16 protein-coding genes and 1 pseudogene are annotated in these 18,419 nt (G+C 35.3%); 12 read left to right on the top strand and 5 right to left on the bottom strand.

All coding sequences use genetic code 11. The annotated features are described in order from the left end of the window. Positions 1-84 precede the first annotated feature (84 nt). Positions 85-906, top strand: coding sequence for a class I SAM-dependent methyltransferase (locus FW768_RS15265; RefSeq protein WP_153396842.1), 822 nt, complete (start codon positions 85-87; stop codon positions 904-906). A gap of 1,694 nt (positions 907-2,600) precedes the next feature. Here FW768_RS15265 and FW768_RS15260 read toward each other — a convergent pair. Then, complete coding sequence (locus FW768_RS15260) at positions 2,601-3,791, bottom strand: phosphoglycerate kinase (RefSeq protein ID WP_153396840.1); 1,191 nt, start codon at positions 3,789-3,791, stop codon at positions 2,601-2,603. A 556-nt stretch (positions 3,792-4,347) separates the two neighbouring features. Between FW768_RS15260 and rpiB the strand changes: the two genes are divergently transcribed. From rpiB to tsaB, 11 genes and pseudogenes are all read left to right on the top strand, one after another. Beyond that, complete coding sequence (rpiB, locus tag FW768_RS15255) at positions 4,348-4,782, top strand: ribose 5-phosphate isomerase B (protein WP_153396838.1); 435 nt, start codon at positions 4,348-4,350, stop codon at positions 4,780-4,782. Positions 4,783-5,030: 248 nt separating this feature from the next. Next, on the top strand, positions 5,031-5,864 hold the full coding sequence (locus tag FW768_RS15250) for a hypothetical protein (RefSeq protein ID WP_153396836.1): 834 nt from the start codon (positions 5,031-5,033) through the stop codon (positions 5,862-5,864). Positions 5,865-6,023: 159 nt separating this feature from the next. Beyond that, positions 6,024-6,275, top strand: a pseudogene (locus FW768_RS23710) (thrombospondin type 3 repeat-containing protein); the annotation flags it as partial. 625 nt (positions 6,276-6,900) lie between these two features. Further along, positions 6,901-9,054, top strand: coding sequence for a ribonuclease R (rnr, locus tag FW768_RS15240; protein ID WP_153396832.1), 2,154 nt, complete (start codon positions 6,901-6,903; stop codon positions 9,052-9,054). A gap of 286 nt (positions 9,055-9,340) precedes the next feature. Beyond that, entirely contained in the window at positions 9,341-10,027 is a 687-nt protein-coding gene (locus tag FW768_RS15235; RefSeq protein ID WP_062700513.1) for a LysE family translocator, read from the top strand. Further along, on the top strand, positions 10,024-10,953 hold the full coding sequence (locus tag FW768_RS15230) for a S66 peptidase family protein (protein WP_153396830.1): 930 nt from the start codon (positions 10,024-10,026) through the stop codon (positions 10,951-10,953). Before FW768_RS15235 ends, FW768_RS15230 begins: the two co-directional genes overlap by 4 nt. Positions 10,954-10,956: 3 nt before the next feature. Beyond that, positions 10,957-11,448, top strand: a complete 492-nt coding sequence (locus FW768_RS15225; protein WP_153396828.1) for a hypothetical protein — start codon at positions 10,957-10,959, stop codon at positions 11,446-11,448. 19 nt (positions 11,449-11,467) lie between these two features. Then, on the top strand, positions 11,468-11,878 hold the full coding sequence (locus tag FW768_RS15220; protein ID WP_153396826.1) for a hypothetical protein: 411 nt from the start codon (positions 11,468-11,470) through the stop codon (positions 11,876-11,878). A 7-nt stretch (positions 11,879-11,885) separates the two neighbouring features. Then, positions 11,886-12,257 carry a YraN family protein gene (locus FW768_RS15215; RefSeq protein WP_153396824.1) on the top strand — a complete coding sequence of 124 codons (372 nt, stop codon included), beginning with the start codon at positions 11,886-11,888 and terminating at the stop codon, positions 12,255-12,257. 89 nt (positions 12,258-12,346) lie between these two features. After that, positions 12,347-13,096: an SDR family NAD(P)-dependent oxidoreductase gene (locus FW768_RS15210; protein ID WP_153396822.1), complete on the top strand. Its 750-nt coding sequence runs from the start codon at positions 12,347-12,349 to the stop codon at positions 13,094-13,096. 90 nt (positions 13,097-13,186) lie between these two features. Then, a complete protein-coding gene (gene tsaB / locus FW768_RS15205; RefSeq protein WP_153396820.1) occupies positions 13,187-13,867 on the top strand; it encodes a tRNA (adenosine(37)-N6)-threonylcarbamoyltransferase complex dimerization subunit type 1 TsaB in 681 nt (226 codons plus the stop codon). Positions 13,868-13,880: 13 nt separating this feature from the next. Here tsaB and porW read toward each other — a convergent pair whose 3' ends face one another. From porW to FW768_RS15185, 4 genes are all read right to left on the bottom strand, one after another. Beyond that, positions 13,881-16,463, bottom strand: a complete 2,583-nt coding sequence (gene porW, locus FW768_RS15200) for a type IX secretion system periplasmic lipoprotein PorW/SprE (protein ID WP_153396818.1) — start codon at positions 16,461-16,463, stop codon at positions 13,881-13,883. 87 nt (positions 16,464-16,550) lie between these two features. Then, positions 16,551-17,105, bottom strand: coding sequence for a Maf family protein (locus tag FW768_RS15195; protein WP_153396816.1), 555 nt, complete (start codon positions 17,103-17,105; stop codon positions 16,551-16,553). Positions 17,106-17,114: 9 nt separating this feature from the next. Further along, on the bottom strand, positions 17,115-17,633 hold the full coding sequence (locus tag FW768_RS15190; RefSeq protein ID WP_153396814.1) for a KdsC family phosphatase: 519 nt from the start codon (positions 17,631-17,633) through the stop codon (positions 17,115-17,117). Then, complete coding sequence (locus tag FW768_RS15185) at positions 17,623-18,372, bottom strand: Rossmann-like and DUF2520 domain-containing protein (RefSeq protein ID WP_153396812.1); 750 nt, start codon at positions 18,370-18,372, stop codon at positions 17,623-17,625. Before FW768_RS15185 ends, FW768_RS15190 begins: the two co-directional genes overlap by 11 nt. Positions 18,373-18,419 lie beyond the last annotated feature (47 nt).

The following is an 18,419-nucleotide window of genomic DNA, read 5'->3' as shown; positions in this document are numbered from 1 at the left end:
AAAATAAAGCAAAAATTAAGGTATTTATGAGCTTAGCTAAAACTTATAGATATCTTAATTTTTAATATAAAAAGATAGAGTTTAATGAAAATAAAAGATCATTTTCTTTCACAGGAAATTTTTGAGATTAAGGAAACAGATACAAAAGGTGTTTTTAAAACCACCCCTATCCCATCCAATATTTCCAGATATTATGAAAGCGAAGATTATATTTCCCATCATCAGGATTCAGGAAGCTTAAAAGAAAAGGTATATAAATTTCTTCAGTCTTTCAATTTAAACTACAAAAGAAATATCCTTGCAGAGAGAATACATAAAGGTGCCAAAGTTCTGGATTACGGATGTGGTGCCGGAGAATTTGTAAAGTATATTGAAGACGATTTTGAGACCTACGGTTATGAGCCAGATTCAGATGCAAGAAAAGCAGCCACGGCAAAAATAACAAAAACAACGATTATTGATGATATTCAAAAAATAGGAGATCAAAGCCTGGATGCAATTACATTATGGCATGTATTTGAACACATCGAAAATCAGGATGAGATGCTCAGAATTTTCCATGGGAAATTAAAAGACAAAGGACTTCTTATTATTGCTGTTCCCAATCCTACTTCCTATGACGCCTTACACTATAAAGAATATTGGGCAGCTTATGATGTACCCAGACATATTTATCATTTCTCAAAAAATGGAATGGAAAATTTAATTTCTAAAAATCCGGATTGGAAAATGAGGAAGATCAAACCTTTGATACTGGACTCATATTACATCTCTATGTTAAGCGAAAAATATAAAAAATCACCTCTATTTTGGTTTAAAGCGACTATTTACGGAACAATTTCGAACGTAAAGGCACTTTTTTCGAACGAATATTCCAGTTTGATATACATTATCGAAAAAAGATAGAAAATCGATTTTAAAGGCGTTTATGAAGGTCGTTTTTCAGCATATTAACGTTAAATTTACAAGACTCAGGAAAAAATTTCCTGAGTTTTATTTTTTAAAGGCAGGACAGAAGCTTATGGTTTCTTCGTTATTTAAAATCAAATTAATTTTCTTCCGCACTACCCTATTTAATTCTTACAAAAAGAGACTCAAACTCATAATATGAAAAAATGAAATTAACTGTTCATTAATTAAATTATTAAAAAAAATAGCATCAGGGAAAATCAAAGAAAATTAAAGCTAAAAAAGTAAAAATAAGGCTTATTAAAAGTAAATTCTTTCAAAAACACAGCATTTGAAGCTTATTTTCTTAATTAACATATAAAACCATGGAAAATTACAGAAAATCGATTTAAGCCATGATTCTGAAAGTCATTTTTCCATGCTTTTTCAACTGAAAGCCAAAAATGAATATGAAAAGACTCCTAATGGCAAACTTCATCCTGAAAATAAAAGACAAAGAGAAACTAAAAAATACATATTTTCTCTTTTAAATTAATTTTAATAAAATAGGTTTGGTAAAAAATGACCAGGCCTCCCCCTACTCAATACATAATCATACTTCTGAAAACACAATTCAAAAATTACTGCAGTTCTTAAATCACAGAAATCTGTAACCGAAACAGGAGAAAAATAAATTTTTTTAGTCCTCAGATTTCGAAAAAATAAAATTACGTTCAAAAAAACGAGCAATATATATTTTCATGAGCATTGAGAAATATTTTGTTGAAATTTAAGAACAAGCATTAAGTTGGAAGAAAAAAGCAATTAAAATAATAATGGAATAATTTCTGAAAAAAAGAACTTCACAGGATTAATACATATTCCAAATTTAAAACTAACAAAGAGAATCTAAATAAAATTATATCATACAAATAAAAAAACAGTTTAAATATTAATAATCAAACAATTACAACACTATAACTAATGTATGAAATAAATAAAAATCAATATAATATAGATAACTTTAAAGCATCAAGCAATGATACCTCAATACTGTGTAAAATAAAATAATTAGTTCCGAGAATAAATTTCAATTTGAACCTTCCTATTAACCTCAGTTTGAAATAAGAAATTCTAACTTAAATAAAGAGTTATAGCCTATGATTAATATATGAATTTAATAAAAAATAGGAGTTATTTGAATTTTTAAAAGTGCTCCATAGGAGTACTCTGTTCATAGAAATTAATACATAATCTAAGGTGAGCTCCTACGGAGCGAAAGGATAATAAACCTGATCAATATCTAATTCTCATAGAGTTTTAATACGTACAAAATCCAGAAACAATTTTTCAATGATCTTAAAAAAAACTAACTTCCAGCTCCAGTCCATTATCTTAGTTTCCATAACCCGAAATCAGGTTAAATATATTTTTCAAAAGAAAAGCAAAATACGATCAATAAACACAAAAATAAATCAATCACAATCTATCAAATTATGGTCAAAATATCGAAAAAAAAATGCTAATTTTCAAAGGCGAATAAGAACAAATTATAAATCATACGGAATCAAAGTATTACCCAAGGTATAACCTGAGGTTATATTTAAAACACATTTAAAATCCGATGAATAAAGCATTTTATGAGTAAATTTATATGTAAAAAAACCTGCTAATATAATTAGCAGGTTTCAAAAATATCTATGATCTTTCTATTAATTGTTGATCGCAGCTACACCAGGTAACTCCAATCCTTCAAGACTTTCAAGCATTGCTCCACCACCGGTAGAAACATAACTTACTTTATCTCCGTAACCGAATTGCTTAACAAAAGCAACACTGTCACCACCTCCTACTAATGAGAAAGCTCCCAAACTAGTTGCTTCAGCAATGCTATCTCCAAGAGCAATGGTTCCACCAGCGAAATTAGACATTTCAAAAACTCCGATAGGACCATTCCAAAGAATAGTTCTTGAGTTCAGCAGTACATCATTGAACTGATCTCTTGATTTATGACCAGCATCAAGCCCCATCCATCCTTCAGGGATTGCATAAATATCAGCTTCTTTTCTATCCGCTTCATTATTAAAGCTCTCAGCAATGATAGCATCAGATGGCAGATATACTTTTACATTATGTTCTTTAGCTTTACCTAGAATTTCAAGAGCCAAAGGAAGTTTATCCTCTTCTACTAAAGAATTTCCGACTTTCCCTCCCAATGCTTTAATAAAAGTGAAAGCCATACCACCTCCTACGATCAAATTATCGATGGCAGGAAGTATATTTTCTATAATGGTAATTTTAGTTGAAACTTTAGACCCTCCTAGAATAGCAGTTACGGGTCTCTCGCCACCCTTCAGAACTTTATCTATTGCCTGAAGTTCTTTAGCCATCAGTAAACCGAAAAATTTAGTTGATGAAAAATATTTTGCAATTACAGCAGTAGAAGCATGAGCACGGTGGGCGGTACCGAATGCATCATTCACATAAGCATCTCCTAATTTAGAAAGCTGTTCTGCGAAGGCTTCATCTCCTTTTTCTTCTTCATTATGAAAACGCAGATTCTCCAACAATAAGATTTCACCCGGCTGAAGCTCAGAAGCAGCCTTTTCAGCCTTCTCCCCTACGCATTCTTCAACAAACTTCACTTCCTGTCCAAGAACATTCGAAACCTCGTCTTTGATATGTTTCAGAGAAAATTCATCCTTCACTTCTCCTTTGGGTCTCCCTAGGTGGGTCATCAGGATGACAGAACCTCCGTCCTTAAGAATTTTTTCTACTGTGGGCTTCACCGCAACGATTCTAGTATTATCCGTTACATTAAGCTGATCATCCTGTGGAACATTAAAATCCACACGAACCAAAGCTTTCTTGTCTTTAAAATTGAAATCATTGATTGTTTTCATAAGTAACATTGAATTTTTCGTTTCACAAATGTAAGGTTTTAAACTTTTTCAACAGATTCATTGAAACAAAAGTTTTCAAAAACTTTCCCGAAGTCTCAACATTCATTAATCAACAATTTTTTCTCTTTAAAAAAAAAGAATAATGTCTTTGTTGTTGAGTATTGTTAGTTTCGGGGATAAGTTTTAAGCTAAAAATTGATAACATTTAATTTTGATACAATTCATATTTAACTCACAATGTAAAATATTGTAAACCTGTCTTTTCACATACTTATGCACAGTTGTTGATAACTTTGATAGAAAACCATTATTAGTAATTTTTTTATGGAAAAACTTAAGATTACCTGTGAAAAAGATTTTGAAAATTGTGGTTAAAGTTTCCAGATTAATTTTCCATTACGAAATAATTTAATGTTAAAAAATATAAACTTGATAAAAGTTTTCCACAGTTATTCACACGGCTTTTCACAATTAACTCCCGGTTTACTAACATCAATTGTTATTATTCTTACCTTTGTCATGAAATAAAATCTATACAAGACTTAATAAAGGTATTATGAAAAGAAAAATAGCGATTGCTGCAGACCATGCAGGCTATGAATACAAGGAGATTGTTAAAAACTATCTTTCAGAACGATTTGAAATTCAGGACTTTGGGACGTTTTCCACAAACAGTGTGGATTATCCGGACTTTGTACACCCTGCCGCAACTTCTGTGGAAAACGGGGAAAATGAACTCGGAATTTTAATCTGCGGAAGCGGAAATGGAGTACAGATCACAGCAAACAAACATCAGAAGATTCGATGTGCCTTATGCTGGATGCCGGAGATTGCATCACTGGCAAGACAACATAATGATGCCAATATGATCTCAATGCCGGCAAGGTTTATTTCTAAGGAACTGGCTATTGAAATTGCTGAAAAGTTTCTCACTACAGATTTTGAAGGTGGAAGACACCAGAACAGAGTTGATAAAATCGCAGTTTGCTAAAAATATAAAGGCCTGTAAATCATATTACAGGCCTTATTTATTTTTTATTTTATATCTTTGCACTGCCTTACAGAGTTTACCATTCTGTATTTCCTATAAAATTAAAGACAATTTAATCATAGGTTTCCCCACACTTTCCCCATATTTGTATTGAATTTATAAAACGAAATTTATAGTTTTAAAATAGATTGGAAACAAAACTAAAACTTGAACTTGAAATAAAAATTACCCTTGCATAGACTAATTTTATGAGAATTTATCTGACCTTTCCTTTTCTGTTTTTATTTATTGGGGTATCTGGGCAGCTGGATAGAAGAGACAGACTGGAATGCAGTATAAAAAAATTCAGAACCTATTGTATGGAAAATCCCCGAAAAAATATTTCGGAGATATCATTTTCAAAAGGTTTAAAATTTTTTGGAAGATATGAAGATTTCAAAGATGAGTTTTCAGAGTATCTGATTAGAATGAAGAAGAAAGATATTACATGCTTTTACAAAGACAGTATAAGATATGATGAATATGGGCAATCGAAAATATGGTCTTACAGTGAGAAAGACAGACTGCCGTTTTATTATTCTTACTCCAGAAAATTTTCATATAAAGGAACTGTTGAGAATATAAAGTTTCCGGATTACTATAAATATAATCCTGCTTCCAAAAAGAACTACCTTATTTTCTACAGTAAAGAGCAGGAGAATAATAAAAATTATGAAGTATTTTTTAATTTGTTTAACAATAATGATCAATTAATTTATACTTTTCACCAACGGGAAAATGAGTTTAATGAATTTACATTTCATGAGACTGAAGACGATCCGTTTTATAAAAAGAGCGTGTATAAAAACGGGAAACTCTTCTCAGAGATTCGTATTGCCAAACATTATGAAACTGGATTCAAAAAAGATATTAAGCAGTATAATCTGACGCAGTCTTATATAATTAATGAAAAAGGAATTCCGATTTTAATGCAGTCAAAATTTGTCGAAGAAAATGCAGACTGTAACTGCAACAAAGGATTTATTACGAAAATAAGATACAAACCTGAGGAAGCTTGCAACCGTGGAATAATTCTGGACTAAAAATTGATAGAATAAAATTTTAAAAACTAATACCCAATGAAAATAAAAGCATCTGTACTATTACTTTTAGTTATAAGTTTTCTTCATGCTCAGGAAATAGAAAACCAGGAGGCTTTTAAAAAATGCAGAAAAGAATTCAGCAAAAAAATATGTCTTTCTGATACGGATGGAGATGGGACTCTATTTTATCTGGACAAGTGTCCCGAAGAAGCCGGTCCGGAAGAAAATAATGGCTGTCTTTGGCCGGATGCAGATGGTGATGGTACACCGGATAGAGATGATCTATGTCCTACAGTAGCAGGACCTCAGGAAAACAATGGCTGTCCGTGGCTGGATACAGATGGTGATGGTATTCTGGATAAGGATGATGCGTGCCCAACTGTAAAGGGAACCGTTGAGCTCCAAGGTTGCGCTCCTTATGTTCCTCATTATTATACACAGGAGGAACTTAAAAAAGTTGAAGAGGATTTTACTGCCAGTATAAAGGGATATAATTTTCATGCGCTTGCAGACCTGCTTTTTAAAAAGATTGATAAAAAATCAGTTAAACATAAAATAGTGTATGTGGGTGTTATTAATGTTTTTACAGCAGGATGTGGAATGGACAGAACAGACTATTCTGCAGCTAATCTGGTAAATAGCCTGAAATTCAAATCTTTTTGGGATGAAAGAAACTTTAAGAAATTTGTCAGTCTTTTTCCGGAAAAAACCATTATTCCGATTCCAAGATCTGCAGTGGCTGGTTACTATGGTGAATATTTAGAACAATTGAACTTTAAAGGAGTTCCCCAATCTAAACTGGATTACAGGATTGTTTATAATGCAAAGGGCAATTTTGTGAAAACAGTAAATACGAAAGAATTGATAATCCCTGAGAGTAATTTCATTACTTTGTATATCAATACGGAAGAAAAGAAAAACAAAGCTGAAGTACAGCTGGGAGATCTTATCTGTTATTTTGAATTCAAAAACGGCTCGGTTATTGAAATTTCAAAAGCGGATTATGAGAACTCATAACAATTAAATTAACATTAAAATGTCAAAAAAAAGAAAATATATAAGTCAGAAAAATGACCATAAATTAATGGATATCGGGAGACAAATCCTCCGTTTTATGAATGCTAATTCGTCTAAAGTTTATAATTATAAGCAGATTGCAGACGGAATAGATCATAAGAATCCAAGACAGAGAGAGCAGGTAATTCAGGCTCTTCACAAACTTCAGGCATCTGAAAAGATCAAAGAAGTAGACAAAGGAAAATATATTGTGAACCTGGAAATTGCAGGAACACTAACTGGAATTATCGATTTTAATCAATCCGGGAATGCGTATGTAAACGTTGAAGGTCTGGAAGATGATATCTTTATTCATTCTAAAAATGTAAAAGATGCGTTACAGGGTGATAAGGTTCTGATTATAACCTATCATTTTAAAGGGAAAAAACTGGAAGGCTCAGTACTGGAAGTTCTGGAAAGAACAAGAACTGAATTTGTAGGGACTTTCCAGGTGGTTACCCATAAAGATTTTGGATTTGTTGTATGTGATAAAAAAACAATCAATACCGATATTTTTATTCCAAAAACAAAATTCGGAGGTGCTGAAAACGGGGATAAGGTCATCGTGAAAATGACAGAATGGAGACCGGGTGATAAAAACCCTCAGGGAGAAATTATCCAGGTATTAGGCGCACCGGGTGAGCACGAAACAGAAATTCACTCTATTCTTGCAGAATACGGACTGCCTTATGATTTCCCTGAAGAAGTGGAATTGGATGCAGATAAGATCGACAGAAGGATTACCGATGAAGAAGCTGCAAAACGCTGGGATATGAGGGATATCTGTACTTTTACTATTGACCCTAAAGATGCAAAAGACTTTGATGATGCCCTATCCATCAGAAAACTGGAAAATGGCAACTGGGAGATAGGGGTTCATATTGCAGATGTTTCTCATTATGTAGTGCCGGGAACGATTCTGGATGATGAAGCTTATAAAAGAGCAACTTCCGTGTATCTGGTAGACCGTGTGGTTCCGATGCTTCCGGAAGTTTTGAGTAATGATGTATGTTCACTCCGTCCGAATGAAGATAAATACACCTTTTCCGCAGTTTTTCAGCTGAATGACAAAGCTGAGATCCAGAAACAATGGTTTGGAAGAACAGTAATCCATTCAGACAGAAGATTTACTTATGAAGAAGCTCAGGAACGTATAGAAACGGGCCAGGGAGATTTAGCTGAGGAAATCAATACGCTGGATAAATTAGCGAAGATCATGCGTGAAGAAAGGATCAGAAAAGGAGCCATTACTTTTGACAGAAGTGAAGTGCGGTTCAATCTGGATGAAAATAATGAACCAATTGGGGTTTACTTTAAAATCAGTAAAGATTCCAATCACCTGATCGAAGAATTCATGCTTTTAGCCAATAAAAAAGTCTCTGAATTTGTTTCATTAACGGGTAAAGGAAGTTTATCCAATAATACTTTCATTTACAGGGTTCACGACGATCCGGATCCTGCAAAACTGGAAGCACTGAGAGATTTTGTATCTACTTTCGGCTATAAAATGAATCTGGATAATACCAAAAAAGTGGCAGAATCTCTGAACAAGCTTTTACATGATGTGAAAGGAAAAGGAGAAGAAAATATGATTGAAACGCTCGCCATGAGAAGTATGAGTAAAGCGGTATATTCTACAGAACCTATCGGTCACTATGGTCTTGGTTTTGAGTATTACAGTCACTTCACCTCTCCTATCCGACGTTATCCTGACCTTCTCGCCCACCGTCTTTTACAGCATTATCTTGACGGAGGAAAATCTCCAAGCAAGACAGAGCTGGAAGAAAAAGCAAAACACTGCAGTGCAATGGAAAGACTTGCTGCAGATGCAGAAAGAGATTCCATTAAATTCATGCAGGTGAAATTCATGGAAAAACATCTTGGTGAAACTTTCAAAGGCGTGATTTCAGGCGTTGCAGAATTTGGTTTCTGGGTTGAAATCCCTGAAAACGGAGCCGAAGGACTTATCAAATTAAGAGATCTGGTAGACGATTCTTATTCCTATGATGCGAAGTCACATGCGGTATACGGTAACAGGACCGGGAAAAAATATCAGCTGGGTGATGAAGTTCATATTAAAGTAGTGAAAGCCAATCTGATCCAGAAGCAGCTGGACTTTAAGGTTGTTGATTAACGAAACTTTAAATAAAAAATAAAATGAGGTTGTTCCGGACAGGAGCAGCCTTTTTTATATCAAAAAGTATCCCTTATCAATCTTTTTTCTTCTTACCTATCACAAATATTGTTCTTAAGACTGTAAAAACTTCCCTCTTCCATCACCCTGCTTCCTTTCCTTCTTGAAAACATAATCAGCTCTAAAACTTAGTTGATATATCACAACTTTATTGAATAATTAAATCATAAAGTATAACTTTGTATAAAACGGAATGAAAATTATTTTTCATTTTAAATATTATTGAATGTTTGAACTCGTACTTTCTGCTATTGTATTAGGATTCATGCTGAGTCTGGTTTTTATAGGACCCATTTTTTTCCTTCTCATTGAAACCAGCTTTTCCAGAGGACCAAAGCATGCTTTGTCTTTAGATCTGGGCGTGATTACAGCTGATCTTTTATGTATCGTTGCTGCTTATTATGCCAGTGCAGATATTGTAACATTAATTGATAAACATCCTGGTTTTTACAGAATTACCTCTATCCTGATTTTTGTGTACGGAATCGTCATGATGGTCACCAAAACCAAAATGCATATGCCCGGAGAAGAAAAAATCATCAGTCAGAATTATTTTAAGACCTTTTTTAATGGGTTTTTCTTTAATTTATTGAACGTAGGAGTCATTCTTTTCTGGCTGGTAACAGTAATTTCTGTAAGAAACCAGTATCCTGATACCAGCAGTTTCATTCTGTATATAAGCATCGTGATCGGTACATATCTGTGCATTGATCTGGCTAAAATATTCCTTGCAAAACAATTTCATGATAAATTAACCCAGAAGCTGGCCAACCAGATCAGAAGAATTGTTGGAGTCATTCTGATCGTTTTCAGTTTCTTTATCTTCCTGCAGAGCTTTAAAAAATTCAATCAGTTTGACAGGCAGCTGGAAGAAGCAGAGAAAAAAGAAGTTAAATACCAAAAGACCAAATGAAAAAAATTATCTTTCCGGAACCCCTGAAAAAAGGGGCTAAAATAGCTGTTATTTCCCCTGCCGGAGCTGTAGAGGTTTCCCAACTGGAAAAGGGAATAGAAATGATCAGAAAAAAAGGCTTTGAACCTGTATTGGGTGAGCATCTGTATACCAAGTTTTCAAACGGATACAACTACGCCGGAACAGAAAAGGAAAGAATAAAAGATATCAACTGGGCTTTAAACGATAAGGAAATCAGTGCCATCTGGGCCTCAAGAGGAGGTTACGGATGCCAGCATCTGGTTCAGCATCTGGATCTGAAAAATTTCACCAAAAATCCTAAATGGTATATTGGCTATTCAGATAATACGGTGATCCAGAGTTACCTGTTGAAAAAAGGATTTGCTTCCATTCACGGGCAGACGATCAAAACATCAAGTTTCGGGGTAACAGAGGAAAGCTATGATCTGATTTTTGATGTATTAAAAGGGAAAAAGCTTAAATATGCCTTAAAATCTTATGAATTGAATAAACCGGGGAATATGGAAGGAGAATTGATAGGAGGTAATTTAGCCCTTATTTATGCCCTTCTGGGAACCCCTTATTCTTTCGATTTTAAAGATAAAATCCTGTTTATTGAAGATATCGGTGAAAACTTTTATGCACTGGACAGGATGATCATGAGCCTGGAGCTTGCCGGAGTTTTCAAAAAGATAAAAGGCTTGATAGTAGGAGGAATGACCAATATGGGCGATGAAAAGGATAATAAGGATTACGAAGAAAGCTTTGACGGATTTGCCTATACCCTAATTTCAGAAAGAATTTCAAAATATAAATTTCCGGTTGTTTTCGGTTTTCCGAACGGACACATAAAGGATAACAGACCCCTTTTAATTGGAGGAAATGCCAAAGTAAAAGTGGCTGATAAAGTTAAGATTGAGTTTTAAAAAATGGATGATTTCCTTCTTAAATATAGCTATTCACCAGGTTTTATGGGAGAATTTATATCTAAGAATCTGTCTGTTTCCGAAACTTTTGAGACTAAGCTGGAGTTTTTCTGGTACTTCGATCCCGGCTATTTTCCCGATAATGATGAAGAAAGAAGGCAGCAGAGACGCTTTTCCAGAATAAAAGATAAATTACCCCGGGAATTACAGGAACAGTTGGAAATGATAATGAGATCCGGGCTGAAAGTAATTTTACCTGAAAAGAATACAACAGATAAAATCATTTACTCCCCTTCAGGCTTATCACATGAAAGTTATGAAGTGCGGGTAAATAATGAGAAAAAATATATCAAAATTCCTTATGATGTTTCTACGATTATGATTGAAGATGAAGGAAAAGATCTTTTTCTGGATTTTCATATCCGACTTATGGCATGGATAGATCAGGAATTTGAGCTAGCATCAGAAGGAAAAGCGGTAAGGTTTAATAAATAAGAAATGATTTGTTCTCCAAATGAAGTCTGAAGAAAGTAAAATTACCCCAAACAGGATAAAAGGTTTTCTATATATCATTTTTTTAATTACCATAGGAATCTATTTTATCTTTTTTCACAGAAGCCTGAAGCTTGAACGGAAAGAGAAATGCCCGTGTGATGATAGCTACACTTTATACCAATACCGTGACAGAGGAACGGTTTGGAACAGAGGTAAATTTGATCATACAGATTATAAAACCTATAAACTTGAAAATAAATTGGGTTTTACAGTAGATCAACTGGTTCATATTAATCCGGAAAACTGGAATGATACAATGTATTCCGTTCCCCAAAAATCAGAATTTCAGATTTTCACCCGGCAATTTTCATGGGATTGTAAAAATAAGAGCGTGAAAGTGGCAAAAAATCATACACTATCTTTTAAATAATTAAATAATGGCTGATCATAACGAGTTCGGGAAAAAAGCAGAAGATCTGGCTGTAGATTATCTTTTAAAAAACGGGTATAAAATTCTGGTCAGAAATTTTCGTTTTCAAAAGGCTGAAATCGATATTATTGCAGAAAAAGAGGATCTTATTGTCATTGTCGAAGTAAAAGCAAGATCCACAGATGCTTTTATGCTGCCTCAGGAAGCGGTTACCAAGACTAAAATCAAATCTATTGTATCTGCAGCCAATCATTATCTGGAAGAATTCAATAAACACAATGAAGTAAGGTTTGACATCATCTCCGTACTTCCCGATGAAAATAAAAACTTAATTGTAGAACATATAGCCGATGCTTTTCAGGCGTTGGATGCGAATTAATTGAATAATCTAACAATCTAGCAATGGAACAATGTATGAATTGCGGATATAATTATTGGTAAACTGCTCCATTGCTACAGTAAAAAAATATGAAAACAATACTCATCACCGGAGCTACATCCGGAATAGGAAAATCCACAGCGGAACTCTTCGCAAAACAGGGAAACAGAATCATTATCTGCGGAAGAAGAACGGAAGTTCTTGAAGAAGTAAAAATTGAATTATCCGCATTTGCCGAAATATTTAGTTTAAAGTTTGATGTAAGGAATCTCACAGAGGTTGAAGCTGCTATAAATTCACTTCCTGAAGAATGGAAAAATATTGATGTACTGGTCAATAATGCAGGAAATGCCCATGGCCTTGATCCTCTTTCTGCCGGAAAGACAGAGGATTGGGATTCTATGATCGATGGAAATGTAAAAGGTCTTTTATATGTTTCAAAGATGATTATTCCTTCTATGAAAGAAAGAAATACAGGTCATATTGTAAATATTAGTTCAGTAGCGGCAAGACAGACCTACATCAACGGTGTAGTCTATTGTGCGACGAAAAAAGCAGTCGATGTGATCTCCGAAGGAATGCGTCTTGAACTGACAGAATTTGGGGTTAAAGTAACCAACATCCAGCCAGGTGCCGTGGAAACTGATTTCTCTATGGTAAGGTTTAAAGGAAACCAGGAAAAATCGGCGGCGGTATACGCAGGCTATGACGCTTTGAAAGCAGAAGATATTGCTGATGCCATTGCTTATTGTGTGAATGCTCCCAAACATGTTACGGTTTCTGATATGACGATTTATCCAAGCGCTCAGGCAGAACCGAGAACGATTTACAGGAAATAGTATCAAAATAAAGATTTAAATTTGCATAAAAATAGTTTAGCATTCTGACTATCGGATGATTGCTATACTGTTAAACAGGTACATTATCTTATGAAAATACTATATCTCGAAACCTCTTCTAAAAACTGTTCCGTAGCCATATCAGACAATGAAAAGCTGCTGTGCCTGTGTGAAGAGGTGTCCGAAAACTATAAACAATCAGAAAGCCTTCATGCGTTTGTAGAGTGGGCTCTGGAAGGAGCAGGAATTTCTATGAACGACATTGAAGCCGTTTCTTTAGGAAAGGGTCCCGGATCTTATACCGGATTAAGAATCGGAGCAGCTTCTGCAAAAGGCTTCTGCTACGGACTAAAAGTTCCGCTGATGGCAGTGAATTCCTTGGAAAGCATGATAGAGCCCTTTTTAGGCAGTAACTATGAATTTATAGTGCCATTGATCGATGCAAGAAGAATGGAGGTTTATACGGCCGTTTATGAAGGTGTGACAGGAAAAGAAATCTCAGGAACCGAAGCTAAGATTCTTGATGAAAATTCTTTTGAAGAATTCCGGAATAAAAAAGTGATTTTTGTAGGAGATGGTGCTAAAAAAGCGCAGGAAATTCTGAATCTGCCTGATGCTGAATTCAGAGATGATATCTACCCTTCTGCACAATACCTGATCAAGAAAACTTTAGAAAAGCTTGATCAAAAAGATCTGGAAGATATTGCTTACTTCGAACCCTTCTATCTAAAAGATTTTCATGGAGTAAAGAAAAAGAAAAGCGAAGAATAAATCTTCGCTTTTTTTATTTTTTAGGTTTTACCGGAAGGTTTTCTGTTGGTTGTATTTCCTTCAATTTAGACGAAGGCGTAAACCCTTTATTTTTCATGGGCTTAGGCTGGGAATCACTAGACTGAGGCATTCCGCTGTTTATACTCCCCGGAGGACTCTGTGGCATGTTCCCATTATTCTGAATCTGATCAGGCTGTGCAGGTACTCCCATTGGCTGTTGAGGAACTGCATTTCCTTTATTATCGGTAGCCTGGAAACTTAGTTCGCTTTTCAGGTAATTCAGCATTTCCTTGGCTTTAATCCCTTCAGGGGTTTTGGAATAATTCAGGGCTACCTGTTCCAGTTGGAGAATCATTACTTCCTTTCCGCTGGTTTTTCCCGCATTGAAAGCATTGAGCAGGTAAAACTTGGGAACCAGGGCATCCTTAGGGAACTTCTGAATGGTCTGATCAATCACATCCCTGCTCTCCGTAAATTTCTCGGATTCATAAAGTGCATAGGCTCTTTTATATTCATTTTCAACATCTTCAGAAGATTTTACGAATGAACCGTTTTTCGGATTTCTGGCAAATTCCGCATAAGAAGTATAAGGATAATCCGTTAAAAGAATTTGTTTTGCCCTTTCAGAAGCCTGCGGATTCTTTTCATAGTTCATGGCAAAGATCTCATACAACGCCTGAAGCATTACCTTTTCTTCCGGCTTTACATCTACAAGATCATACAGCGTTTTTGTAGCCAGTGGTGTGTTGGTAAAATAATTCTGGTACATAATACCCAATCCTAATGATGCAGTATCTCTGTCTTTCTTCAGCTGATCCAGCTTACCCTGATCTGTAGGGATCTGCTCAATATAATAGGCTGGTTCAAAACGCCTCGGATTGGGTGCAGCTGCTACGCCCAGCGCTTCATTTTTCATATCCTCAATAGAAGCCATTTTTTTAGAATAACGCCAGTTATCAGCAAGAGCACGGTCTCCCCAGATCTGTTTAAATGAAGAGGTTCCTTTACTTACCGTTCCTGTATTACTGAAATAAAATCCTTTCGTTGTAACTCCAAAATCTTCAAAAGCATTGGAACTATTGGCAAAAATAGAATTGGCACTGTAATCTCCGGAATCAAAACCCTTATTCCTTTCCGCAAGTTTTCTTTCCTGTTCTTCTTTTTCTTCTTTAGCCTTCAGCTTTGCAATGTATTTGCCGAAAAAGTCTGTTTTTTGAGCCTCACTCATCTTCGCTAAAGATAGAATACTGTCATTTTTTTTGATCAGATAGTAATTCTTGGAGATCTTTTTAATATAAGCAGACTGATCCTTTAAAAGGATTTTAGACGGCTCATAAGTCATGGCAACCAAAGCAGAATCATAATAGATTCCTGCCCCGATATAATCATTTTTATCAAGGTAGCTCTTCCCTATTTCGTAATAGGTAAGTCCGCGTACCTGTGGATCAGAAACCTTTTCATGCAGTGATCTCTTGAAAAACTGCTGGGCTTCCTCTTTTTTTCCTGCTTTATTAGCCATTAAGCCTAGAGCATAGTAAAATTCATTTTTCCTTGAACCGTAAGTTCCTTTTTTACTGATGCCTTCAAGATAACTTTTAGCACCATTATAGTCTCCTTTTCCGTTAAAGGTCTTGGCAATAGCAATCTGGGATTTTACCTCAAATTCAAAATCATTGGCATATTTGTAGGCTGCGGTATAACTTTCTCTGGCTTTTTCATTCTGGTTTAGGTTTTCAAGAACCTGCCCTCTCAGATAAGCAATTCTGCTTTTCAGTTTTCGGTCAGAATTCAGTTCGAAAGCATTATCAAGTTCTTTTGCAGCTTCTTCTTTTTTCCCCGCATCCAGAAGAGATTCAGAATAATAAATGCTCAGTAGTTTGGAATAGCTTTTACTGATATCCTCCCCTTTCAGCTTGGCAAAAGTTTCATGAGCTTTATGATAATCTTTGATTTTTGCATAAGCGGCACCCTGATAAATTCTCGCTAAAGGAAGTCTTTTATCCTCCTTCATGTGTGTAAAAACATAATTTAAAGCGTCCAGTGCCTCCAAAGGTTTATTCTGGTAAATTCTGGATTGTACAAGAATCATGTAAGCATCAAAAATCTGCTTATTTTTCTCCTCTCCGTTTCTGATAACAGAATATTTATTGATGGCTTTCAATGCTTTGGCTTCAGCAATTTCTAAAGTGGTAGCTCCCTTCTGAGGAGTATCAGAGGAACCGGGCATTCCGGTATTCCCCGGCATTCCCGGAGGCATTCCGGAAGGAGGTCCTCCTCTGCTGTCCATGGGTGCAGGCGTGTTTACCTGTGCCATTTTCATTGAGTTTTCTGCAAAGGCGGTACTCTGTCCCAGATCACTTCCCAAAGGCTGATCTTCATAGGTAAGGATAGGAATATAGGGAGCATAGAAATTATCCTTATGTCCCTTGTCTCGGCTCGTAAACTCACTGTTCAATGCATCTTTTGCATTAAAAAGGGTGTTATAGTATGTGGAAAACCCTTTTAGAAGCTTTGAACGCTGTTCCGGCTTTTTTGTTCTGGTAGCACAGGAAGCAACGATGCACATCACTAAAAGGAATAAAATATTCTTTTTCATTATTCAATTATAACTCGCTAATGCGTTTTTTATTATCAGCAGTTTGATGATTTTGTAAAAATAATAAAATTTTATAATGAATAATATTTATATTTCTTTCAAAATTTTGTAAACCAAATGGGTAGGAAGTCCCATAATGGTATAAAAGCTTCCGGTGATCTTTTTAATCTTGGCCATTCCCAGCCATTCCTGGATACCATAGCTTCCTGCTTTATCAAATGGTTTGTATTTCTGAATATAATACTCTATCTCGTCATCTGTTAATTCATCCAGTTCCACATCAGCTACATCAGTTTCTGTAACCGTTTTATCAGCTTTTTTAAGCGTAATTCCTGTAAAAACCTGATGTGTTTTTCCGGAAAGGCTTCTGAGCATTTTTCGGGCATCATTCTCATCCTTAGGCTTTCCGAGGATCTGTCCGTCAATGGCCACTACCGTATCTGCAGTCAGCAGAATTTCATCCTCATCCTGGCCTTCAAATGCATCAGCCTTTAATTCTGATAAATAAGCGGCGGCCTCTTCCACTCTGATGATGTCCGGAAGAATTTCTTCACAGTCTATTTTTACGACCTCAAAATCAAAACCTAAACCGGAAAGAAGTTCCTTCCGCCTTGGAGATTGGGATGCTAAAAGTATTTTCATAAGCCGTTTTTATACAGATTGGGTATTATCATCGTGCCAGTTACCCTGAACTTTCATCACCTGCTCGATCACGTCACGTACTGCCCCGCTTCCGCCTTTTTTGGAAGAAATATAATCAGAGATTCCTTTTACTTCAGGAACTGCATTTTCCGGACAGGCTGCAATGGCAGAATTTTCCATGATATGGATATCAGGAAGATCATCGCCCATCGTAAGGATTTCTTCATTTTTGAGGTTGTGTTTTGTTTTAAAGTCTTCAAAATCAGTCATTTTGTTGTGTGATTTTGGATAGTAATCTTCTATGCCTAGATAATTGATCCTATGTTTTACCATTTCATCATTTCCACCAGTGATTACCCCTATTAAATAATTGTTTTTTAAGGCTTTAACTACAGCGTATCCATCTAAGACATTCATTACCCTGCACATATTTCCTCCGGGAAGAAGATAGACACTTCCATCTGTAAAAACTCCGTCTACATCAAATACAAAGGCTTTAATATCTTTTAATTTCTCTTTATAACTCATACATTTTTTGAATTGAGTGATTCATTATTTTATAAATTTCAAGACTTTCGTCTTTTAACAGCTTTTCATGCAGATCCAGAACTCTAAGGTCATTTCTTACAGCAGGCCCGGTCTGAGCATCTTTAGGTTCAATTTCATGAATTTTCTGAACCGTTTCATCAATAAGCGGAAGGAAATAATCAAAGGGAATTTCCTGTGAATCAGATATTTCTTTGGCTCTTGTGAACAGATGATTCACAAAATTACAGGCAAAAACAGCAGTAAGGTGAATGTATTTTCTCTTTTCATGATTGCTCTCCATCACATTTTCAGAAATCTGAGATGCTAATTCAAACAAAATCTTTTTATCACTTTCATTTTCAGCTTCAATGAAAAAAGGAATTTTTTCGTATTCAAGCTCTTTTGATTTTGAAAAAGTCTGTAAGGGATAAAAGCTTGATTTTCTGTACTCCCCTGCCAGTATTTCTTTGGGAAGAGAACCCGAAGTATGGGCTACAAGAGCATCTTTTTTCGTGATAATTTTAGAAACACTTTCCACAGAATTATCGCTGATACAGATGATATACAGATCAGCATCTTCCAAATCTTTCGTGGAATAAGGAATATTGAGCTCTTCTGAAATTTTCTTCAGTTCCTCTTCATTTCTTCCAAAGATCTGAGCTATTGGAATACCTTTTAGGGTAAAAGCTTTGGCCATATGATAGGCCACATTTCCTGAACCTATGATTACTTTTTGCATCTAACAAAGATAATATTTTACGGTGAGTTCAGAAAAGAAAGGACAAA

The organism is Chryseobacterium vaccae, from assembly GCF_009602705.1.
GTDB classification, from domain to species: Bacteria; Bacteroidota; Bacteroidia; order Flavobacteriales; family Weeksellaceae; genus Chryseobacterium; species Chryseobacterium vaccae.
This window is presented reverse-complemented; position numbering and strand designations above follow the sequence as displayed.